General features: G+C 71.4%; 23 protein-coding genes. 7 read left to right on the top strand and 16 right to left on the bottom strand.

The annotated features are described in order from the left end of the window. Positions 1 to 3: 3 nt before the first annotated feature. The 5 genes from ACXKZB_RS03085 to ACXKZB_RS03065 are packed head-to-tail and all read right to left on the bottom strand — an operon-like array spanning position 4 to position 2270. Positions 4 to 606, bottom strand: a complete 603-nt coding sequence (locus ACXKZB_RS03085) for a hypothetical protein (protein WP_488824665.1) — start codon at positions 604 to 606, stop codon at positions 4 to 6. After that, a complete protein-coding gene (locus ACXKZB_RS03080; protein WP_488824664.1) occupies positions 603 to 1241 on the bottom strand; it encodes a hypothetical protein in 639 nt (212 codons plus the stop codon). Before ACXKZB_RS03080 ends, ACXKZB_RS03085 begins: the two co-directional genes overlap by 4 nt. Continuing rightward, positions 1238 to 1609 carry a hypothetical protein gene (locus tag ACXKZB_RS03075; protein WP_488824663.1) on the bottom strand — a complete coding sequence of 124 codons (372 nt, stop codon included), beginning with the start codon at positions 1607 to 1609 and terminating at the stop codon, positions 1238 to 1240. Before ACXKZB_RS03075 ends, ACXKZB_RS03080 begins: the two co-directional genes overlap by 4 nt. Continuing rightward, positions 1606 to 1797, bottom strand: coding sequence for a DUF2273 domain-containing protein (locus ACXKZB_RS03070; protein WP_488824662.1), 192 nt, complete (start codon positions 1795 to 1797; stop codon positions 1606 to 1608). Before ACXKZB_RS03070 ends, ACXKZB_RS03075 begins: the two co-directional genes overlap by 4 nt. Beyond that, positions 1794 to 2270, bottom strand: coding sequence for an Asp23/Gls24 family envelope stress response protein (locus ACXKZB_RS03065; protein WP_123310432.1), 477 nt, complete (start codon positions 2268 to 2270; stop codon positions 1794 to 1796). Before ACXKZB_RS03065 ends, ACXKZB_RS03070 begins: the two co-directional genes overlap by 4 nt. A gap of 93 nt (positions 2271 to 2363) precedes the next feature. On the opposite strand from ACXKZB_RS03065, the gene ACXKZB_RS03060 reads away from it, so the two are divergent. Both ACXKZB_RS03060 and ACXKZB_RS03055 read left to right on the top strand, forming a co-directional pair. Further along, positions 2364 to 3200, top strand: a complete 837-nt coding sequence (locus ACXKZB_RS03060) for an exodeoxyribonuclease III (RefSeq protein ID WP_488824661.1) — start codon at positions 2364 to 2366, stop codon at positions 3198 to 3200. A gap of 113 nt (positions 3201 to 3313) precedes the next feature. Further along, positions 3314 to 3562, top strand: a complete 249-nt coding sequence (locus tag ACXKZB_RS03055; RefSeq protein ID WP_488824660.1) for a nuclease — start codon at positions 3314 to 3316, stop codon at positions 3560 to 3562. 13 nt (positions 3563 to 3575) lie between these two features. Here the strand turns inward: ACXKZB_RS03055 and ACXKZB_RS03050 are convergent, their stop codons facing one another. Both ACXKZB_RS03050 and ACXKZB_RS03045 read right to left on the bottom strand, forming a co-directional pair. Continuing rightward, positions 3576 to 3983 carry an aldehyde dehydrogenase gene (locus ACXKZB_RS03050; protein ID WP_488824659.1) on the bottom strand — a complete coding sequence of 136 codons (408 nt, stop codon included), beginning with the start codon at positions 3981 to 3983 and terminating at the stop codon, positions 3576 to 3578. Between the two features lie 137 nt (positions 3984 to 4120). Beyond that, positions 4121 to 5044 (bottom strand): AEC family transporter, encoded by a 924-nt coding sequence (locus ACXKZB_RS03045; protein WP_488824658.1) that lies wholly within the window; start codon positions 5042 to 5044, stop codon positions 4121 to 4123. Between the two features lie 73 nt (positions 5045 to 5117). Here ACXKZB_RS03045 and ACXKZB_RS03040 point away from each other — a divergent pair, with 73 nt between their 5' ends. The 3 genes from ACXKZB_RS03040 to ACXKZB_RS03030 all read left to right on the top strand — a co-directional run bounded on the left by ACXKZB_RS03040 (position 5118) and on the right by ACXKZB_RS03030 (position 7044). Further along, complete coding sequence (locus ACXKZB_RS03040) at positions 5118 to 5714, top strand: nitroreductase family protein (RefSeq protein WP_111086179.1); 597 nt, start codon at positions 5118 to 5120, stop codon at positions 5712 to 5714. A gap of 66 nt (positions 5715 to 5780) precedes the next feature. After that, positions 5781 to 6194 carry an acyl-CoA thioesterase gene (locus tag ACXKZB_RS03035; protein ID WP_111086180.1) on the top strand — a complete coding sequence of 138 codons (414 nt, stop codon included), beginning with the start codon at positions 5781 to 5783 and terminating at the stop codon, positions 6192 to 6194. A gap of 91 nt (positions 6195 to 6285) precedes the next feature. Beyond that, positions 6286 to 7044, top strand: coding sequence for an HAD-IIB family hydrolase (locus ACXKZB_RS03030; protein WP_340195723.1), 759 nt, complete (start codon positions 6286 to 6288; stop codon positions 7042 to 7044). 12 nt (positions 7045 to 7056) lie between these two features. On the opposite strand, the gene ACXKZB_RS03025 is transcribed toward ACXKZB_RS03030, so the two are convergent. Together ACXKZB_RS03025 and ACXKZB_RS03020 are read right to left on the bottom strand one after the other, a co-directional pair. Then, complete coding sequence (locus ACXKZB_RS03025; protein WP_340195722.1) at positions 7057 to 7680, bottom strand: phosphoribosylanthranilate isomerase; 624 nt, start codon at positions 7678 to 7680, stop codon at positions 7057 to 7059. Between the two features lie 49 nt (positions 7681 to 7729). Continuing rightward, a complete protein-coding gene (locus tag ACXKZB_RS03020; RefSeq protein WP_488824657.1) occupies positions 7730 to 8782 on the bottom strand; it encodes a serine/threonine-protein kinase in 1053 nt (350 codons plus the stop codon). Between the two features lie 201 nt (positions 8783 to 8983). Here ACXKZB_RS03020 and ACXKZB_RS03015 point away from each other — a divergent pair, with 201 nt between their 5' ends. Next, positions 8984 to 9187: a hypervirulence associated TUDOR domain-containing protein gene (locus ACXKZB_RS03015; protein WP_222659410.1), complete on the top strand. Its 204-nt coding sequence runs from the start codon at positions 8984 to 8986 to the stop codon at positions 9185 to 9187. A gap of 13 nt (positions 9188 to 9200) precedes the next feature. Here the strand turns inward: ACXKZB_RS03015 and ACXKZB_RS03010 are convergent, their stop codons facing one another. Beyond that, on the bottom strand, positions 9201 to 9953 hold the full coding sequence (locus ACXKZB_RS03010; protein ID WP_488824656.1) for a DedA family protein: 753 nt from the start codon (positions 9951 to 9953) through the stop codon (positions 9201 to 9203). Positions 9954 to 10004: 51 nt separating this feature from the next. After that, complete coding sequence (locus tag ACXKZB_RS03005; protein ID WP_488824655.1) at positions 10005 to 11180, bottom strand: ROK family transcriptional regulator; 1176 nt, start codon at positions 11178 to 11180, stop codon at positions 10005 to 10007. 36 nt (positions 11181 to 11216) lie between these two features. Here ACXKZB_RS03005 and ACXKZB_RS03000 point away from each other — a divergent pair, with 36 nt between their 5' ends. Beyond that, entirely contained in the window at positions 11217 to 12932 is a 1716-nt protein-coding gene (locus ACXKZB_RS03000) for a beta-N-acetylhexosaminidase (protein ID WP_488824654.1), read from the top strand. Positions 12933 to 13127: 195 nt separating this feature from the next. Here ACXKZB_RS03000 and ACXKZB_RS02995 read toward each other — a convergent pair whose 3' ends face one another. From ACXKZB_RS02995 to ACXKZB_RS02975, 5 genes are all read right to left on the bottom strand, one after another. Continuing rightward, positions 13128 to 15194, bottom strand: coding sequence for a PTS fructose transporter subunit IIABC (locus ACXKZB_RS02995; RefSeq protein WP_488824653.1), 2067 nt, complete (start codon positions 15192 to 15194; stop codon positions 13128 to 13130). A gap of 90 nt (positions 15195 to 15284) precedes the next feature. Then, positions 15285 to 16280 carry a 1-phosphofructokinase family hexose kinase gene (locus tag ACXKZB_RS02990; RefSeq protein WP_488824652.1) on the bottom strand — a complete coding sequence of 332 codons (996 nt, stop codon included), beginning with the start codon at positions 16278 to 16280 and terminating at the stop codon, positions 15285 to 15287. Continuing rightward, entirely contained in the window at positions 16277 to 17065 is a 789-nt protein-coding gene (locus tag ACXKZB_RS02985) for a DeoR/GlpR family DNA-binding transcription regulator (protein WP_488824651.1), read from the bottom strand. Before ACXKZB_RS02985 ends, ACXKZB_RS02990 begins: the two co-directional genes overlap by 4 nt. Positions 17066 to 17396: 331 nt before the next feature. Continuing rightward, positions 17397 to 18263, bottom strand: a complete 867-nt coding sequence (locus ACXKZB_RS02980; RefSeq protein WP_488824650.1) for a carbohydrate ABC transporter permease — start codon at positions 18261 to 18263, stop codon at positions 17397 to 17399. Beyond that, entirely contained in the window at positions 18260 to 19291 is a 1032-nt protein-coding gene (locus tag ACXKZB_RS02975; RefSeq protein WP_488824649.1) for a carbohydrate ABC transporter permease, read from the bottom strand. Before ACXKZB_RS02975 ends, ACXKZB_RS02980 begins: the two co-directional genes overlap by 4 nt. Positions 19292 to 19294 lie beyond the last annotated feature (3 nt).

Below are 19294 nucleotides of genomic sequence, written 5' to 3'. Positions count from 1 at the left end.
GTCCTAGTGCACGCGGTCCGGGCGCGAGGACCCGGCCCCACCGCGCGCGATCTCGAGCAGGACCGGCAGGCGTTCGCCGAGCAGGGCGTCCAGGTCCGCCACGACGGCTTCCACCCGTTCGGTGACCTCGCGCGGCGATGCGCCCCGGCGCGGACGCACCCGCACCCGGATCGCCCGGCCACCGCGGACGCGGTACACATCGACCGCGAGCGAGGCCACCTGCGGCAGTCCACCGATCGCCGACGACAGCGCGTGCTGCACGGCCGTGGACTCCACCCGCACCGAACCGGCGACACCGTCGGCCGATCCGTCGCTCTCGACGACGGTGCCCTCGCGGCCACCGCCGAGCGTCGTCAGCACCACGATCGCCAGGATGCCGACGACGACCCCGCCGCCGAGCACCCACGTCCACGACAGCAGGGAGTCATCGCGCGACGTGTCCGTGCCGAGGCCCACGAGCGCCTCGCCGGCCGTGCGCCACCAGGACGCCACGAGCGGCAGGCCCTGGGCGGTCTGCACCAGGATCGCACCGACCCCGGCGACGAACAGGACGAGCCCGACGACGACGAGCGCCGTCCGGCCGAGGCCACGGTTGGTCGCGTTCATCCGTCCACCCGTCCGGTCGGCTGCACGCGGACCCGCGCGGCGAGGGCGGGGAGCGCGTCGATCGCAGCGAACTCGCGCTCGACGGCCTCGGTCGCGGCCACGGCGGGCACGTCGACGCCGGCAGCGGGGCGCAGCACGACCTCGACGGTCCGGCGGCCCACGGTGCCGACGGCGGCGTCCTGACCGAGCCGCGTGGCGGAACGGGCAGCACGCGCAGCGGCCGAGGCGAGCACCTCGTCGTCGACCACGACGGCGAGCCGGTCGGAGGACATCGCGTGGCGCGGGCGCCGCTGCGGCAGGACCCCCTGCAGCAGGAGCACCAGGCCGACGAGTGCGACGATCGCGGCGATCCCGACGACGAGCGTGGTGTCGAGGCCGTCCGGCGCGGCGAGGGCGGCGACCACGACGGCGCGCGGGTCGACCCCGAGGACGTTCTGGTCGAGCAGCACGAGGGCACCGGCGAAGACGGCAGCGGCAGCGAGCACGAGGGTCACCAGCATCGCGACCACGACGGCACCGGACCGGGACACGTGGGTCTCCCGGCGGAGCAGTCGGCGGTACGTGGCGGCGTGACCGGCGGACGGTGCAGGACCGGCCTCGGGAACCGATGCGGTCCGGCCGTCCACGGCGGTCACCGGACCCTCCGCGGGACGTCGACGACCGACGACGAGAACGTCACGGTCACCCGGGACACCTGTCGGCCGGTGATGGTCCGGAGCCGTTCGGCGATCGTGCCGCGGGCCCGGTGCGCGCTCGTGACGACGGGTTCGTCGGGGACCGCGTGGCTTCCCAGCACGGGCAGGGTGAGCGGGGCGGTGATCTCGACCGCCAGCGCGCCGCGACCGTCGTCGGCGACCCGGGCACGGACCTCCCGGAAGGCCACGCGCAGCGCTTCGGAGGCGACCGCCTGCGCGGTGTGGACCAGGGCCGACGTGCCGATGCGGTCGGAGCCGGGGAGTCGCGCGCCGCTGTCGCCGACCGTGGCGACGGCGGCGTCGGTCACGACGAGCTCCGGCGTCCGCGCAGCACGTCGACGAGACGACGCACGTCGACCTCACCAGCGACGATGCGGGCGACCAGGCCGCCGACCGCCATGCACACGGCGACGACGACGAACGCCCAGAACCCGAGGGTCACCGCGACGATCGCGAGGAGGGCACCGACGCCCATCCCGACGACGGTGGCGTTCACCGGACCCGGCCCTCGCGGACGTCGCGACCGTCCAGGTCGTCGACCGGGCCGTTCAACGCAGGGATGTTCACGTCGTTGATCGCGATGTTGACCTCGGTGACCTCGAGCCCGACGAGCTCGGTGACGGCGTTCGTGACGGCCGCGCGCACCGCGGTGGCGACGTCCATCATCGGCGTCGGGTAGTCCACGACGATCGTCAGGTCGACGGCGACCTGGGTCTCGCCGACCTCGACGCGGACCCCCTGGCCGAGCGCGCTCGAGCCGATGGCGTCGCGGATGGCGCCGAAGGCCCTGGCAGCGTTGCCGCCGAGGGCGAAGACGCCGGGGACGTCACGTGCGGCGATGCCCGCGACCTTGGCGACGACGGTGTCGTCGATGATCGTCTTGCCCTTGGCCGTGACCTGGGTGGTGGTGGTCCCGGTCGTGGTGCCGGTCGTCACGGTCCCGTCGACGCGGTTCGTCGTCGATGCCATTGCTGCCTCCGATGCGATCGATTCCTGGTGCTCCAGCGAACACCATCGTGCCGTACCCCGGCCGAGGATGGGCGTGCCGGTAGGTTCGATCCCATGCGCGTGGCGACCTGGAACGTGAACTCCGTCCGCACCCGAGTGGGGCGGATCGTCGACTGGCTGGTGCGCGAGGACGTCGACGTCCTCGGCATGCAGGAGATCAAGTGCAAGCCGGAGCAGTTCCCGGTGCAGGCGTTCGAGGACGCCGGCTACCACGTCGAGGCGCACGGCCTGAACCAGTGGAACGGTGTCGCGTTCGCCAGCCGGCTGCCGATGGAGGACGTCACACGCGACTTCCCCGGCCAGCCCGGGTTCCTCAAGGGACACGAGGGTCCGGACCTGCCGGTCGAGGCCCGGGCCATCGGCGTCACCGTCGACGGCGTGCGGCTGTGGAGCCTGTACGTGCCGAACGGGCGCGAGGTCGGCGACCCGCACTACACGTACAAGCTCGACTGGCTCGCGCAGCTGGCCGACCGCACCGCCGCGTGGATCGCGGCGTCGCCGGAGACCCCGCTCGCACTGATGGGCGACTGGAACGTCGCGCCGCTCGACACCGACGTGTGGGACGTGCGGGTCTTCGAGGGGCACACCCACGTCAGCGAGCCGGAGCGCGCCGCCTTCCGGGCGTTCGAGACGGCGGGGCTGCAGGACGTCGTCCGCCCGATCGTCCCCGACGGCTACACGTACTGGGACTACAAGCAGCTGCGCTTCCCGCGCAACGAGGGCATGCGCATCGACTTCGTGATGGGCTCGCAGGCCTTCGCCGACGTCGTCACCGATGCCTCGATCCACCGCAACGAACGCAAGGGCGACGCCCCGAGCGACCACGTCCCCGTGGTGGTCGACCTCGACCTGGACACGTCGCTCGACGACGACCGTCCGATGATCTTCTGAGCGGTCACGCGGTCGTGACGCGTTCTGTTACGCCCGGCGTCCGCCCTCGTTGAGCACGTGGCGGCATAGACGTAGGTTGCCTGCACCGAACCCCTTCGAGAGCAGGTGAAGCCATGTCCCGCACGACGATCCTTCCCATCCAGCGCGTCATGGCGAACGCGGCGCCCGGCGCATGGCGCGACGGCATCGTCGTCGAGACCCGCACCGCCGACGCCGTCGTGGCGTTCCTGGACGGCGGCGTGACCCAGCTCCGGGTGGCGAGCGCCGACGCCTTCCTGTCGGTCGGCGATCCGGTCGCCCACCACCCGGTGGCGGAGATCCTCAGTGCCGGCGGTCGTCAGACCACGGCACGCAGCGCGTAGCGGACGGCCTGGTTCAGGCCGACATCGAGGCGAGCATCGCCTCGCACTTGGCGACCATCTCGTCGCAGGCCATGGCGCAGTAGCGGCACGACTCGTCCATGTCCATGTGCTTCCGGCACTCGGCGGCGCACATCGTGCCCATCGTCATCACGGTCATGAGCATCGACTGCATGCTCGGCAGGTCCATGCCCGCCGGACGCATCATCATCCGCATGCCGGTGTCGGCCATCATCGCCGTGTTGGAGCACATCGCGGCGCAGGTCGCCATCTCGCCGCCCATTCGCATGTCGCTCGCGGAGCACATCGTCGCGGCCATCGACGCGGCGTTCATCGCCATCATCGTGTCCTGCATCAGGTCCGTGTCCATCTCCACGGGCATGTCCGTCATCGACATGTTCTTCATCATCGCCATCGTGTCCATCGGAGGTCTCCGTCCGTCGTGGTGCCGAGGCGGGTCCGCCCCGTGTCGGCCAGGGTACGCGCGCCCCCGCTCGGACGGGAGGCCCGTGGCGGGCCCGCCACGGGCCTCCCGTCCGCCCGCGGTGCGACCAGGGCGCGCTACGGGTGCAGCAGCGCGGCGATCGCCACCAGGACGGGGACCGAGCCGATCGTCGAGATGAGCACCACGTCGCGGGCCACGGGGACCGCCGCACCGTAGCGCTGCGCGTAGTTGAACACGTTCTGCGCCGCCGGCAACGCCGCCAGGGTCGTGAGCACGAAGACGTCCTGGTCGCCGAGCCCGAACGCGAACCGCGCGAACACGTACGCGACCGCCGGCATCACCACGAGCTTGATCGACGACGCCACGATGACGTCGGTGCGGATCGCGGGGTCCCGCAAGGGCGCAGCACCGTGCAGGCTCATCCCGAACGACAGCAGCACGACGGGCACGGCGGCGGCCCCCACCAGCGAGAACGGTTCGAGCACCGGATCGGGCAGCGTGATGCCGGTCGCCGAGAACACCACGCCGACCAGCGAAGCGATGATGATCGGGTTCCGGAACGGCCCGGAGATCCGGCGTCCCCAGCCACCCGCACCCGAGGTCGCGGCGTCGAGGATCGTCAGCGCGACCGGCGCGATGACGATGAGCTGCAACAGGATCACGGGCACGACCGCGGTGGCCTGCCCGAGCACGTACACGGCGACCGGCAGGCCGATGTTGTTGGCGTTCACGTAGCTCGCGGCCAGCGCGCCGACCGTCGTGGTGGTGACCGGACGCCGCAGCACGAAGCGGAAGACGGCTGCTGCGCCGAGCGCGACGACGGCGGCGCTCAGCAGCGAGACCCAGAGCATCGGGGACAGCAGTGACTCGATGTCGGCGGATGCGATCGTGTGGAACAGCAGGCAGGGCATGAGCACGAAGAACGCGAGGCGGCTCATCACGAACTGCGCGTGCGGACCGAGCAGTCCGATACGCCCGACGACGTACCCACCGGCGATGATCGCGCCGATGATCGCGAAGCCGGTCAACACGCCACCCATCGCGTCCATCCTTGCACCATGTGACGTCGCTCAGGTCGGAAATGCGTTCGCATCGAATACCGTTGCAGGCACCATGACCTCGACGAACGCCGACACCCTCACCCGGTCCACCGACTCCAGCCAGCCCCTCGTGCCCCTGCTGGAAGAGCGTTGGAGCCCCCGTTCCTACGACGAGACCGCGACGATCTCGGACGAGCAGTTCGACGCCGTCCTCGAGGCCGCCCGCTGGGCCGCGTCGGCCATGAACTTCCAGCCGCGCCGGTTCATCGCCGGTCGTCGTGGCACCGAGACGTTCCGCAAGATCAACGAGAACCTGCTCGGCTTCAACGCCGCCTGGGCCTTCCGTGCCAGCGCCCTGGTCGTCGGCGTGCTCGAGACCGTGACCGAGGACGGCGACGAGCGTCCCTTCGCGCAGTACGACCTCGGCCAGTCGCTCGCCGCGCTCACCGTCCAGGCGCACGCCGAGGGCCTGCACGTGCACCAGATGGCGGGCATCGACGCCGCCGGGCTCCGCGCCGCGTTCGACCTGCCGGAGCGCTTCCTGCCCTTCACCGTGACGGCCATCGGCACCGTCGCGCACCCGTCGCAGCTCGACGAGAAGGCGGCCGAGCGCGAGGTCGCCCCGCGCACCCGCCTGCCGCTCGACGAGGTCGTCCTCGTCAAGGAGTAGCCCTGGGTACGAACAGCGGCCGCGTCCCCGCCGGGACGCGGCCGCTGCCGCGTAGAATGTCGTGACATGCAGCCCGAGATGAACTTCTACACCCGCAAGTGGGTCCGCCCCGAGGACCTGAACGCCAACGGCACCCTGTTCGGCGGCAGCCTGCTCCGCTGGATCGACGAAGAGGCCGCGGTCTACGCGATCATCCAGCTCGGCAACGGCAAGGTCGTCACGAAGTACATGTCGGAGATCGAGTTCGTGTCCTCCGCGAAGGAGGGCGACATCGTCGAGATCGGCCTCGTCGCCACCCGCTTCGGCCGCAGCTCGCTCACGATGCGGGCCGAGGCGCGCAACCTCTTCACGCACCGCAGCATCCTGACCATCGACGAGGTCGTGTTCGTGAACCTCGACGACGACGGCAACCCGGCGCCGCACGGCTACACCGACATCACGTACGACCGCGACCGGGTCCCCGCGACGCACCGGGCCTGACCGCGCGCGACCCCGCAGACATCACGCAGCCCTCGCGTGCGGTGGGCCCAGCATGCGGCATGTGATCGGTGGCCTCTGGCAGGATCGGGGCATGACCACGCCCCGCCTCGTCGCCTTCGACCTGGACGACACCCTCGCCCCGTCGAAGTCCGCCCTCGACCCCCGCATGCTCGAGACCTTCGCGTCCCTGCTCGAGGTCGTGCCGGTCGCGGTCATCTCCGGCGGCAACTTCACGCAGTTCGAGCAGCAGCTCGTCACCCCGCTGCGCCACCGGGACGGCCTGACCCTCGACGACCTGCACCTGCTGCCGACGTGCGGCACGCGGTACTACCGCTGGTCCGACGACGACTGGGCCCTGCAGTACGCCGAGGACCTCACCGACGAGCAGAAGGCACGTGCCCTGGCCGCCGTCGAGTCCGTGGCGAAGGACGCCGGCTACTGGGAGTCCGAGACCTGGGGCGACATCCTCGAGGACCGCGGGTCGCAGATCACGTTCTCCGCGCTCGGCCAGGCCGCGCCGGTGGACGTCAAGAAGCAGTGGGACCCGACCGGCGCGAAGAAGGACGACCTGCGTCGCCGCGTCCAGGCGGAGCTCCCCGACCTCGAGGTCCGGTCCGGCGGCTCGACCAGCGTCGACATCACCCGCAAGGGCATCGACAAGGCGTACGGCATGCAGCGTCTCGCCGAGATCACCGGCGTCGCGCTCGACGACATGCTCTTCGTCGGCGACCGGCTCGACCCCGAGGGCAACGACTACCCGGTGAAGGCCCTCGGTGTGCCGTGCCACGCGGTCGAGGGCTGGGAGGACACCGACGCGTTCCTGACCGAGCTCATCCCGACCCTGCGCTGATCCTGCGGCGCGTCAGCCGAGGCTGCGGACGGCCTCGATGAACGCACGGATCTTCGCCGGGTCCTTCACGCCGCGCTCGGACTCGACGCCGCTGGACACGTCGACGCCGTCGGGGTCGAGCGCTTCGACCGCGGCGACGACGTTGGCCGGGGTCAGGCCGCCCGCCAGGATCCAGGCTTCGTCGATCGCGCCCTCGATCGACGCCGGGTCGATCAGCCGACCGCTCCCCGGAACGGTGGCGTCGAGCAGCAGCAGGTCGTGGTCGTACGCGGCGCGCTGCTCCGGGGTCTCCCGCAGGTAGTCCTCGGCCGCGATGGCCCGGATGGTGAAGAAGCCGGCGTCGCGGGCACGGGCGAAGTCGCTCGCCGCCTCGCCGCCGTGCAGCTGCAGGGTGGTGAGCCCGACCTCGGACGCGATGCCGACGACCTCGTCGATCTTCTGGTCGCGGAACACCCCGACGGCGTCGATGCCGTCCGGCAGCCGCTCGACGAGTTCCTTCGCCAGGTCGGCCGTCACGGTGCGGGGGCTGTTCGCGGCGAAGACGAACCCGACCGCGTCGGCGCCCGCGTCGACGGCGGCGTCCACGGTGTCGGGCGTCGACAGGCCGCAGATCTTGATCCAGCGCTGGTCGGTCATGCTGTCCATCCTGCCAGGGACCTCGGACGAACGGGACGCGCGGGCGACCTCAGTGCAGCATGCCCGCGACGTAGGCGGAGCCGCACGCGACCAACACGCCGAACGCCGCGAACGTGCCGACGAGGACGTTCCGCCGACGCCAGCGACGGACGGCCGAGAAGGTGCCGCGCTTCGCGTGCCGGTGGGCCGCACGGTGCATGCGGTGGTCGCGCTGGTGCTTGACCCGCTCCGGTCCGAGCGGCACCGGCCCGGTGATCTGGGTGGAGCCCCCACGCAGGGCGCTCGCGATCGCGACCGCGGTCGGACGGCGCTCCGGGTCACGGGCGGTCATCCGGCTGAGCAGGTCCCGCCACTCCGAGGCGATGTCGTCGGGGATCTCGGGGTCGTGCCGCAGGCGGGCGAGTGCCGCCTCGATCAGGGTGCCGGAGTACTCCTGCTTGCCGGTGAGGGACTCGAGCAGCACCAGCCCGAGGGAGTAGACGTCGGTGGCGAAGCTGATCGGCTCACCAGCGACCTGCTCGGGGCTGAGGTACGCCGCCGTGCCGATGACCGTGCCGTCGTTCGTCAGGCGTGAACCGTCGACGAAGTGCGCGACACCGAAGTCGGTGAGCTTCACGGTCCGCGCGAACCCGGAGGACCCCTCGTCGCTGATCAGGATGTTGGCGGGCTTGACGTCGCGGTGCACGATGCCGCGCGAGTGCACGTAGGCCAGGGCGTCGGCCAGCTGGGCGCCGAGGTCGGCCACCTCGTAGTTGTGCAGGGCACCCTCGGACAGTCGGCGCAGCAGCGTCGTGTCGGCGATGAGCTCCATCACGATGAACCGGTGCGGCCCGTCCGGGAAGTCGTGCGTGCCGGCGTCGTAGAGCGGGATGAGCCCGGGGTGCGACAGCATGCTGAGCAGCCGGATCTCGCGCTCCTGGCGGACACGGTCGGCCGTGGTCATCTTGTCCGGCGTCGCGAAGAGCTTCACGGCGACCGCGCGGTAGGTGTGCTCGTCGCGGGCTTCGTAGACGGCCCCCATGCCACCCGTGCCGATGAGCTTCACCAGGCGGTACCGGCCCGACAGGACCGTCTCCGTCCGCAAGCCGTCGAGCAGGGTCATGGTGTCCGTCGTTCCGTCGGGAGCCGCAGGTTCCGCGGCAGCTGCCGGCGTGTTGGCTCACGAGAAACGGTACGCGTCCGACCCCGCTTTCGGGCGGGTGTTATGACATCGTGATCGGCGTACTTCCCTGTGTTCATGCGGATGCATCAGGGTACCGTTCGACCTCCGACCAGGGTGAGCGATCACGCAAGGAGGACAGCGATGGCACTGACGAAGGGTGACGAGGTGCACTGGAACACCTCGCAGGGACAGACGACCGGAAGACTCGTGCGGAAGCGCACCAGCGACTTCGAGTTCGACGGTCAGACGTTCAAGCCGACCGACGACGATCCGTACTGGATCGTCGAGTCGGAGAAGAGCGGCAAGCAGGCCGCGCACAAGGAGTCGGCGCTGACCAAGGCCTGACGACGCCAGCGGCTCAGTCGCGAGCGGGCTCGGCGCGACGACGACCTCGTGCGCCCCCGCTCGCGGCACCGTCGCCGTCGCCGTCCGCACGGCGGTCCGCCCGCCACCGTCGGAGTCGGCGGACCACGAAGGTCACCACGACGACCGCGATCGCGACGTAGAGCACCCGGTCGATCCACTCCGTGTACTGCTCGACGCGGTCGTACTGCGAGCCGAACGCGGCCCCGAGCAGGACGAGTGCGCTGTTCCAGATGCCACTCGCGATGATCGTGAACACCGAGAACGTGCCGAGGTGCATGCGGTCCGCGCCCGCGGGCAGCGAGATGAGGCTGCGCACGATGGGGACGAAGCGGCCGAAGAACACCGCGCTCTTGCCGTGCCGGTGGAACCACCCGGCGGCCTTGCGGAAGTCGTCCTCGTCGACCAGGGGGAGCTTGCCGAACCATCGCGTGGTGCGCTCGAACCCGATCTTGGCGCCGAGCCAGTAGAGCACCAGTGCGCCGAGGTAGGAACCGAGCGTCGCCAGCACGAGGACCAGCACGAGGTTCATCTGGCCGGCGCCGCCGAGGAACCCGGCCAGCGGCAGGATGACCTCGGACGGGATCGGCGGGAACACCGTCTCGACGAAGAGCATGAGCGCGACGCCCCACTCCCCCAGTGCGTCGATGACCTGGAGCACGAGGCCGGACAGCCCGCCCAGGTCCGAGGGCGCGGTGGAGTCGCCGCTGGCGACGGTCATGGCACGGGCGGTCACGGCAGTCGTCATGCCCCCAGCATCCCTGAACGCCCTGTCAGGACCCAGCACGGAACCTGAACGTCAGCCGAGTCCCATGTGCGAGGTCCGGACGTGGGTCAGCGACCGCGCGAGGGCGCCCCGGGCAACGGCGTCCCGCCCGACCGTCGACGGCACGATCTCCACGGGGTGTCGGAGCTGCGGCGTGACCACCGCGGCGAGCGCCTCGGTGAACACCGGTGCCGCCGGCAGGACCTCACCCCCGATGACCACGACCTCGGGGTCGATGGTCGTGACGAGCTGCACGACACCCGGCGCCACGTCGTCCGCGAAGGCGCGGACGACCGAGACCGCCGCGGGGTCGGGGCCGTCCGCACCGCCCTGGCCCGGCGCAGCGCCCCCGCGCCCGGCCGCGGCGAAGACGGACTCGAGGTCGGTGTCGGACGCGATCCGGGCCTCCAGACGGGCCGGCGCACCAGGCCATCCCGTCGAGGCCAGGCCGCCCATCTCGCCGGCCGCACCGCGCGCTCCGCGCGCCAACGCCCCGTCGATGACGTAGGCCGCGCCGATCTGGCGACCCATCACCAGGTAGAGGCCGTCCTGGACGCCGCGGAAGCGGCCCCACATCGCCTCGGCGGTGGCGGCGAGCTTGGCGTCGTTGTCGAAGAAGGTCGCGACCCCGGGGAAGAGGTCCTGGATCCTGCCGGGCACGCGGCGCTCGACCCACTCCGGCACGGCGACCGTGTAGTCGATCTCGCCGGAGCGGTCGACGACGGCGGGGACGCCGAACGTGGCGGCGAGGACCGGCGACGCATCCGAGTCGGCGGTCAGGCGGCGGACCACGTCCTGCACGCTCGTCCACGCCTGCTCCGCGTCGGCGAGGTCCGCGTAGCGCTCCTCGACCCGGGTGAGGGTGACGCCGCGCAGGTCGGCGCGGATGCCCACGATGCCGTGCAGCCCGAGGTCGACGCCGAGCACGGAACCGGCGGTGGCGTCCGCTGCGAAGCGCTTGGCCCGACGACCCGCCTTGTTCGGGGTGGCGATCGCCTCGGCCTCGGTCACCCAGCCCTCGTCGACCAGGTCCGCCAGCGCCGCCTCGACCGTGGGACGGGAGAGCCCGACGGTGCGGCTCAGCTCGGTCACGGTCCGCGACGCGTCGTCGCGCAGGAGCTCGTCGAGGATGGCGCGGGAGTTCATGAGTCGGAGCACCCCCGGCGTCGTCCCCACGACACTCGGGATCGTTGACACGGTCTCGTCCACGGCCATAGCCTCCACATTACGAAAGATCATTGAGGAATGGTGGACTCCGACATGCTCATCCCACGACCGCGCCGAGCCGTGCCCGGCACCGGCGCCTTCGAGATCACCCCGTCGACCCGCATCGCAGCGGACGCAGCGAGCGAATCGGTCCGACTGTACCTGCAGCAGACGCTGCGGGCGTCGACCGGCCAGCCGGTCCGTGACGCGCTCGACGGCGCAACCACCGACGCCGGGGTCATCTCGCTGCGCGTCTCGGACGACCCCTCGCTGCCCGCCGGCCCACCGTCGCCCGAGGGCGAACGCGCCGAGTCCTTCCGCCTGACCGTCACGACCGACGGCGTGGACGTCGTCGGCGGCTCGGCCGCCGGCGTCTTCTACGGCGTCCAGGCGCTCCTCCAGTTGCTGCCCGCCGACGTCCACCGCAGCGGCCGCGTCGGCACCGGGCCGTGGACGCTCCCCGCCACCGTCGTCGAGGACGCGCCGGCCTTCGCCTGGCGCGGCGTCATGCTCGACGTCGCCCGGCACTTCCGCACCAAGCACGAGGTCATGCGCGTCGTCGACCAGCTCGCGGCGCACCGGATCAACCGCCTGCACTTCCACCTGACGGAGGACCAGGGCTGGCGCATCGAGATCCGCAAGTACCCGCGACTGACCGAGGTCGGGTCGTGGCGACGCGAGTCGCAGGTCGGCGCGCACGTCCCCGATGCCGACGGCGTCCTGCACCCAGCAGGGTTCGACGGCCGACCGCACGGCGGATACTACACGCAGGACGACATCCGCGAGATCGTCGCCTACGCGGCGGACCGGTTCGTCACCGTCGTCCCCGAGATCGAGACGCCCGGACACGTCCGCGCCGCACTGGCCGCGTACCCGTCGCTCGGCGTGCACCCCGAGACACCCGTCGAGGTCTGGACCGAGTGGGGCATCGCCGACGACGTCCTGAACGCCGACGACTCGACGATCGAGTTCTTCAAGGACGTCCTCGACGAGGTCATCGCACTGTTCCCCTCGCGCTACATCGGCATCGGAGGTGACGAGTGCCCGAAGGTGCAGTGGGTCGAGGACCCCCGCACCCAGGAGCGTATGCGCTCCCTCGGCCTCGAGGACGAAGAGCAGTTGCAGGCCTGGATCATCGGGCAGCTCGCGGCGCACGTCGCCTCGCACGGGCGGCGGGCGTTCGGCTGGGACGAGATCCTCGAGGGCGGCACGCTCGACCCGTCGGCGACGATCGTGTCCTGGCGCGGTCTGACCGGTGCGCGGACGGCGGCGAAGCGCGGGCACGACGTCATCTCCTCGCCGGACGACCAGGCTTACCTGGACTACCGGCAGAGCGACCTGGCGACCGAGCCGATCCCGGTGTCGATCGTGCTCACGGTCGACGACGTGTTCGCCTTCGACCCGGTGCCGTCCGGCCTGACCGAGTCCGAGCGGGCCCACGTCATCGGCGGCCAGGGCAACATGTGGACGGAGCACGTCGACACCGCGCGCAAACTCGACTACCAGCTGTTCCCGCGGGTCGCGGCACTGGCCGAGGCCCTCTGGTCGGCGGACGTCACCGGTCCGCGCGACGTGGCCGAGTTCCGCGGGCGACTGGCCGAGCACACCGCTCGGCTCGAGGCGATGGGCATCGAGTACCGGCACGAGGCGGGGCCCTTCCCGTGGGAGCAGCGCCCGGGCGTTCCGGGGCGGCCGCACTCCCGCGAGGACCGCGCCGCCTACATCGACGCGATCACGGCGAACATCGCCGAGTAGGGAGCGCCGCGGGCGGGCGCTCGCGTCGAGGTTCCACGACTCGCCGCTCACTTCCGTCGGGGTTCCACAGGGGCCCGCGTGCGCCCGTGAGGTTCCGAGATCTCGGAACCTCACGGGGTGGGCGCGACCACGGACGGACGGGAGGCCCGGTGCCAGCTGGTACCGGGCCTCCCGTCCGTCACACGGTGACGTCGACTACACGGCGACGGCCACGCGGTCGTCGGCCGTCTCGGACACGGCGGCGTCCGCCGCCGGGGCCCGGCGCACGAACTTCTTCAGCCCGACCAGGACCAGCGCGGACACGATCGTGCCGGCCAGGATCGCGACGATGAACATCGCGACGTCGCCGATGGCGAAGAACACGAAGATCCCGCCGTGCGGCGCCCGCGAGGTCACACCGGCCGCCATCGAGATCGCACCCGTCACCGCGGCCCCGACCATCGACGCCGGGATGACGCGCAGCGGGTCGGCGGCGGCGAACGGGATCGCGCCCTCGGAGATGAAGGACGCTCCGAGCAGCCAGGCGGCCTTGCCGTTCTCGCGCTCGGGCTTCGTGAACCCCTTGCGGTACAGGACGGTCGAGGCGAGGGCCAGGGCGAGCGGCGGCACCATGCCGGCAGCCATCACGGCGGCCATGATCTCGAACGGCACGACGTTGGTGGCGGTCCCGGCACCGAGCCCCGCGACGGCGAACGCGTAGGCGACCTTGTTGACCGGGCCACCGAGGTCGAAGGCCATCATCAGGCCGAGGATGATGCCGAGCAGGATCGCGGAGGCGCCGGACAGCGAGTTGAGGAACTCGGTCAGCTGCGTCATGAGCCAGGCGATCGGGCCGCCGAGCACGAGCAGCATGAGGCCGGAGGCGATGATCGAGGCGAAGAGCGGGATGATCACGACGGGCATCAGGCCACGCAGCCAGCGCCAGGTCGGGATGCGCCCGATCCAGTACGCGGCGGCGCCGGCGATGAGGCCACCGATCAGACCACCGAGGAACCCGGCGTTCATGAAGACGGCGATGGAACCGGCGACGAAGCCGGGCGCGATGCCGGGTCGGTCGGCCATGGCGTAGGCGATGTACCCGGCGAGCGCTGCGACCAGGAACCCGAGCGACACGGAGCCGATCTGGAACGCGGCGGCGCCGAGGTAGTACCGGAGGCCACCCGACGGGAGGTCGAGCAGCGTCGAGTGCTGCAGCGTCCAGACGGCGTTGTTCACGCCGTCGTCCCCGTGGTCCAGCGCGATGCCGTAGCCGGCGAGCAGGAAGCCGAGCGCGATGAGCAGCCCGCCGCCCGCGACGAACGGGATCATGTAGCTGACGCCGGTGAGCAGCCAGCGCTTGAGCGCCTGCCCGAAGTGCTCGTTCTTGGCGGTGGACTCGCCCTCGGCGGACGCTCCGCCCTGCACGCGTGCGGCGTTCGGGTCGTCCGAGGCGCGGATGGCCTCGGCGATCATCTTGTCGGGCTCGTCGACGCCGCGCTTGACGGGGCCGGAGACGAGCGGCTTGCCGGCGAAGCGACCGCGGTCGCGGACGTCGACGTCGACCGCGAAGACGACGGCGTCGGCGCGGGCGATCAGGGCGGGGTCGAGGGGCTCGACCTGCGAGGAGCCCTGGGTCTCGACGTGCATCTCGGCGCCGGCGCGCTGCGCCGCGGCGACGAGGGCGTCGGCCGCCATGTAGGTGTGCGCGATGCCGGTCGGGCAGGCGGTGACGCCGACGAAGACCTTGCGGCCCGCCTCGGGTGCGGCGGCCGGACTGGAGGCACTGCTCGCCGTCCCGACGCCGGCTTCGGACACCTCGCCGCTCACCTCGCGGTCGACGAGCTGGACGATCTCGTCCGGGGTGGCTGCGGCGCGCAGGGCGGCGGTGAAGTCGTCGCGGATGAGCGCGCGGGCCAGGGTCGACAAGACCGTCAGGTGGTCCTTGTCGGCCCCCTCGGGCACCGCGATCATGAACACGATGTCGGCGTCGCCGTCCGGGGCGCCGAACGACACCTTCCGGGCGAGACGCGAGAACGCCAGGGTCGGTTCGGACACCGACGCCGAACGGGCGTGCGGGATCGCGATGCCACCGGGCACGCCGGTGCCGACGCTGGCCTCGCGTTTGATGGCGTCCTCGGCCAGGACCCGGCCGTCGGCGGCGCGGCCGGTCGCGGCGACGCGGTCGGCCAGGACGCGGATGACGTCGGCCGAGGTGGCGCCGAGGTCCTCGTCGAGGCCGACGAGCTGGGCGCTGATGAGGCGCGGACTCGAGTCTGCGGACATGTGCTTGCTCCTTCGCAATGGCGCTGGTCGCGCGGGTCGTGCGGGTGTTCGGGGAGTGGGGGGCTGGCTGCGGGGTGTTCGGGCTGGGCGTCAGGCGGGCTCGGGTGCCGGGTGCGTCGTGAGCACCCGAACCGAGATCACCGTCGGGTCGGTGTGGTCGAGGGCGGGCACGTCGCTGCCGGGCAGGGCTGCGGCGGCGGCTCCGGTCGCGACGGCCTGGGCGAGGCGCTGCTCGGGTGACGCTCCGGCCACCTCGGCGAGCAGGTAGCCGGCGAGCGAGGAGTCCCCCGCGCCGACCGTGGAGCGGGCGACGATCCGCGGCGCGGCGGCGGCGAAGGCCCCTTCGCCGGAGACGAGGACGGCGCCGGCGCTGCCGAGGGTGAGCAGGACGGTGTCGACGTTCCGGTCACGCAGGCGCTGCGCGGCGGCCACGGCGGCGTCGAGGTCCTGCTCGTAGGTGTCCGGGTCGCCGCCGACGACCTCGGCGAGTTCCTCGGCGTTCGGCTTGACCAGGTCGATCCGCTCGCCGGACTGCAGCAGGGCGGTGAACGGGACGCCGGACGAGTCGACGGCGATCCGGACGTCCTCGCCGTGGCGTACGCGGACGGCGCGGACGAGGACCGCGAGCGCATCGTCGGGGAGCCCCGGCGGCAGCGATCCGGCGAAGACCACCCAGCGGGCGGCGGGGCCGGTGGCCGTCGCTGCCGCGGTGTCTGCGACCAGGGTGGCGAGGTCGTCCAGGCGGCCGGCGAGCGAGGGGCCGGGCTCGTTGAGCTTCGTGGTGGTGCCGGTCGGCTCGGTCACGGTGACGTTCGAGCGGAGCGGCGCGCCGATCGGCAGTGCGGCGGTCGGGATGCCTCGTGTGGCCAGGCCGAGCAGCACCGGGTCGAGGTCGTCGCCGGGCAGCACGGCGATGGTGTCCCCGCCGCTCGCGACGACCACCCGGGACACGTTGACGCCCTTGCCGCCGGGCTCCGCGGTGGAGCGGGTGGCGCGTTGGACGGCCCCGCGCTGCAGTTCGCCGGAGAGCTCGATGGTGCGGTCGAGGCTCGGGTTCGGGGTGACGGTGACGATGCGGCGGTTCATGCGACGACCACCTCGACGTCGGCGTCGGTCAGGGCGCCGGCGAGGTCGGCCGGCGGCGCCTGGTCGGTGACGAGCGTGTCGATCTCGTCGAGGCGGGCGAAGCGCATGAGGGCCTCGACCCCGTGCTTCGCGGCATCGGCGAGCACGACGGCACGGCGGGCCGCGAGGACGTAGGCGCCCTTGACCGCGGCTTCGTACTCGTCCGGCGTGCTCAGCCCGAACCCGGCGGACAGACCGTTCGTGCCCACGAAGGCGATGTCGGGCCGCAGCGCGCCGATCTGCTCGACGGTGGCGGTGCCGACCGCGGCGCTCGTGACCCCACGCACCCGGCCGCCGAGCAGGTGCAGCTCGACGTGCTCGCTGTGCTGCAGGGTCGCGGCGATCGGCACGGAGTTCGTGATGACCGTGAGGGTCGCGCCGGCGGTGGCGGGTTCCCACCGTGCGAGTTCGGCGGCGACGGCGGCGCACGTGGTGCCGGCGTCGATCGCGATCGAGCCGGTGAAGGTCGACGGCACCAGGCGCATCGCAGCGCGGGCGATGGCGGACTTCGCGGAGCCGTGCTGGCCCTCGCGCTCGGCGACGGAGAGTTCGACGACACTCGAGCGGCCGATCGGGACCGCTCCTCCGTGCACGCGGCGCAGCACCCCGGCGGACTCGAGGGCGTCGAGGTCGCGGCGGACGGTCTCGGTGGTGACGTCGAAGTGCTCGGCCAGGTCGGCGACGGAGACCCGGCCGGCGTCCTGCAGCGCTGCTGCGATCGCGTCGTGCCGCTCGGTTGCGTACATGCCCGAACTCCTTCGTTCCCGTGGGTTTCAGGAACCATAAGCCACAAACCCACACAAACACAACTACCCGTCCGCCCGCGTCTTCCTCGCTCCCTCCCCCGCTCCCTCCCCCGAGGTTCCGAAATCTCGGCATCTCGCGCCCCGCACAGCTCGTTCGTGGAACCTCGGCGCCCCGCACGCGGCGAGTCGTGGAACCTCGGCGGGCGGGGCCGGGTGTGTCTGCGCGGCCACCAGCCAGCACGCCCCTTCCTCCGGACGAGCACCGGCGCATCGCCCACACGCACGAACGCCCCGCCGTGCACGTGCACGACGGGGCGTCCGGTCCGGCGGGTCAGCCCTTGACAGCCCCTGCCGTCATGCCGCTGACCAGCCGGCGTTGCACGATGAGGAAGAAGACGACCACGGGGATCGAGAACAGCACGCTCGCCGCCATCAGTCCGCCGAAGTCCGTGCCCTTGTTCGTCGAGAACCCGGCCAGCCACACGGGCAGCGTGTACATGCCCTGGTCCTTGAGCATCACGTACGCGATCAGGTAGTCGTTCCACGCCGCGATGAACGCGAAGACACTCGTGGCGATGACCCCGGGCATCACGAGCGGGAACAGCACGCTCCACAGGATCCGGAAGGTGCCGGCGCCGTCGACCTTCGCGGCCTCTTCGATCTCGACGGGCACGGCCACGAAGAACCCGCGCATCACCCAGATCGAGAAGGGCAGCACGCTCGCCACGTACGCCAGGATCAGTCCGACGTAGCTGTTGAGCAGCCCGAGCGTCTGGAACGACAGGAACAGCGGGATGAGCAGGGCGCCGGACGGGATCATCTGCACGAACAGGATGCCGACCAGGATCGCTCGCCGCCCTCTGAAGCGGAACCGCGACAGCGCCGCCGAGGCCAGGAACCCGACCACGATCGACAGCAGCACGGCGGCCACCACGACGATGGTCGAGTTCCGCAGGTAGACCAGGAAGCCCTCCTGTGTGAGCGCCCGGGTGAAGTTGTCGAGCGTCGGGTGCAGCGGTACCCAGATCGGGGTCATGGTGGTGACCTCGTCCGCCGGCTTGAAGGCGGTGTTCACCATCCAGTAGATCGGGAACACCCACACCAGGCAGAAGACGATCGCGATCGTGTTCGCGACGATGCGCGGCTTCCGTTTCCGGACGTGCACGGCACGGTCGCCGACGTGGGCTGACGTGGTCACAGGTCCTCCTCACCGCTGCGGACGAGCCGGCGGATGTAGTAGCTGGTGAGCGCGCCGAGGATCACGGTCGAGATGACGGCGATCGCGGCGCCCTGGCCGTAGGCGTTGGAGACGAACGACTTCACGAAGGTCCAGATGCCGAGCGTCAGAGTGGCCTCTTCCGGACCACCCCGGGTGAGCAACCAGATCTGGTTGAAGACGTTGAAGTCCCAGATCACCGACAGGATCGACACGAGCAGCAGGGTCGGGGCGAGTGCCGGCAGCGTGATCGCGCGGTACATCGTCCAGGTCGAGGCGCCGTCGAGCGCTCCGGCCTCGTAGTACTCGGGCGCGATCTGCGACTGCGCGGCGTACAGCGTCAACGCGACGAACGGCACGGCCTGCCAGATCACGAGCGTGAGCACGATCGTGTACGCCTGCCCGGGGTGCGACGCCCAGTTGTCCTGCGTGTGGTCGCCGAACACCCGCAGCTGCGTGATGAGCCAGTTGAGCACGCCGTAGAACGGCTGGAACAGCCACTGCCAGACCAGGCTCGACGCCACGTTCGGCATCGCCCAGGCCAGCACGAGCACGACGCTGACCACGGTGCGCATGGCGACGCCGAGCCGGGTGAGCAGTTGCGCGACGCCCATCCCGATGACGATGGTGCCGAGCACCATCGCTCCGGTGACCAGGACGGTGCGCAGGATGACCGGCCAGAAGCTGGCGTCGGTCAGGACGTTCGTGTAGTTCGACAGGCCGGCGAACCCGGCTTCCCCGGTGAAGATCGCCCGGAGGCCGTAGTCCTGGAACGAGATGACGACGAGCCGGACGAGCGGGTACACGACGAGCGCCAGCAGCAGGATCGCCGCGGGGGCCAGCAGGACGAGGGGAGCCCGCGACGTCACGGGCGACCGGCGCCGCGGACCGCTCCGGCCCCGCTCGTCCGGACCCCGCGACGACCCCTGGACCAGACCGCCGACGCCCTGCCCGCCGGCGACCGGCTCGGACTGCTCCGAACCGGTCGCCTGCTCTGCAGTGGAGGTCATCGA

The sequence above is a fragment of the Curtobacterium sp. ABR8 genome (assembly GCF_057812125.1).
This window is presented reverse-complemented; position numbering and strand designations above follow the sequence as displayed.

Coding starts and splice junctions, on each gene's coding strand:
- ACXKZB_RS03000 (WP_488824654.1), top strand. CDS start 11,217: ATGGTGGACTCCGACATGCTCATCCCACGACCGCGCCGAGCCGTGCCC.
- ACXKZB_RS03085 (WP_488824665.1), bottom strand. CDS start 606: ATGAACGCGACCAACCGTGGCCTCGGCCGGACGGCGCTCGTCGTCGTC.
- ACXKZB_RS03010 (WP_488824656.1), bottom strand. CDS start 9,953: ATGACGACTGCCGTGACCGCCCGTGCCATGACCGTCGCCAGCGGCGAC.
- ACXKZB_RS03060 (WP_488824661.1), top strand. CDS start 2,364: ATGCGCGTGGCGACCTGGAACGTGAACTCCGTCCGCACCCGAGTGGGG.
- ACXKZB_RS03020 (WP_488824657.1), bottom strand. CDS start 8,782: ATGACCCTGCTCGACGGCTTGCGGACGGAGACGGTCCTGTCGGGCCGG.
- ACXKZB_RS03050 (WP_488824659.1), bottom strand. CDS start 3,983: ATGGACACGATGGCGATGATGAAGAACATGTCGATGACGGACATGCCC.
- ACXKZB_RS03065 (WP_123310432.1), bottom strand. CDS start 2,270: ATGGCATCGACGACGAACCGCGTCGACGGGACCGTGACGACCGGCACC.
- ACXKZB_RS02995 (WP_488824653.1), bottom strand. CDS start 15,194: ATGTCCGCAGACTCGAGTCCGCGCCTCATCAGCGCCCAGCTCGTCGGC.
- ACXKZB_RS03025 (WP_340195722.1), bottom strand. CDS start 7,680: ATGACCGACCAGCGCTGGATCAAGATCTGCGGCCTGTCGACGCCCGAC.
- ACXKZB_RS03040 (WP_111086179.1), top strand. CDS start 5,118: ATGACCTCGACGAACGCCGACACCCTCACCCGGTCCACCGACTCCAGC.
- ACXKZB_RS02975 (WP_488824649.1), bottom strand. CDS start 19,291: ATGACCTCCACTGCAGAGCAGGCGACCGGTTCGGAGCAGTCCGAGCCG.
- ACXKZB_RS03015 (WP_222659410.1), top strand. CDS start 8,984: ATGGCACTGACGAAGGGTGACGAGGTGCACTGGAACACCTCGCAGGGA.
- ACXKZB_RS02985 (WP_488824651.1), bottom strand. CDS start 17,065: ATGTACGCAACCGAGCGGCACGACGCGATCGCAGCAGCGCTGCAGGAC.
- ACXKZB_RS03035 (WP_111086180.1), top strand. CDS start 5,781: ATGCAGCCCGAGATGAACTTCTACACCCGCAAGTGGGTCCGCCCCGAG.
- ACXKZB_RS03030 (WP_340195723.1), top strand. CDS start 6,286: ATGACCACGCCCCGCCTCGTCGCCTTCGACCTGGACGACACCCTCGCC.
- ACXKZB_RS03045 (WP_488824658.1), bottom strand. CDS start 5,044: ATGGGTGGCGTGTTGACCGGCTTCGCGATCATCGGCGCGATCATCGCC.
- ACXKZB_RS03055 (WP_488824660.1), top strand. CDS start 3,314: ATGTCCCGCACGACGATCCTTCCCATCCAGCGCGTCATGGCGAACGCG.
- ACXKZB_RS02990 (WP_488824652.1), bottom strand. CDS start 16,280: ATGAACCGCCGCATCGTCACCGTCACCCCGAACCCGAGCCTCGACCGC.